General features: G+C 63.3%; 1 protein-coding gene. It reads left to right on the plus strand.

What is annotated here, in order from left to right; all coding sequences use genetic code 11:
• Nucleotides 1-545 (plus strand): crotonase/enoyl-CoA hydratase family protein (locus AC1DU6_RS35425; protein WP_477863275.1); only part of this gene is annotated, 545 nt, incomplete at both ends.

Here is a 545-nt window from a genome sequence, read left to right on the forward strand (position 1 = left end):
ACGATGGACTGATCCTGGAGATCGAGCGTTGCTTCGCGTCGCTGCCGGACGATATCGGCGCGGTGGTGGTGCATGGCATCGGCGGGCATTTTTCCGCGGGTCTCGATCTGTCCGAACTCACCGAGCGCGACGCGACGGCCGGCCTGATGCATTCGCGGATGTGGCACCGGGTGTTCGATATCATCCAGCATTGCCGCGTTCCGGTGATCGCCGCACTACAGGGCGCAGTGATCGGCGTCGGGCTTGAACTGGCTTGCTCTGCGCATATCCGCGTTGCCGATCCCTCGGTCTACTATGCGCTGCCGGAAGGCAGTCGCGGGATCTTCGTTGGTGGTGGCGGTTCGATGCGCCTGCCGCGCCTGATCGGTGTGCACCGGATGGCTGACATGATGCTCACGGGCCGCGTCTATAAGGCGGAAGAGGGCATGTCGCTCGGCTTCGCGCAGTATCTGACGGAAGCCGACGGATCCTTGCCCAAGGCCATAGAGCTTGCCGAACGTGTCGCGCAGAACGCGCCGTTGACAAATTTTGCCGTGCTGCAGGCC

The organism is Roseateles sp. P5_B10 (genome assembly GCF_056400485.1).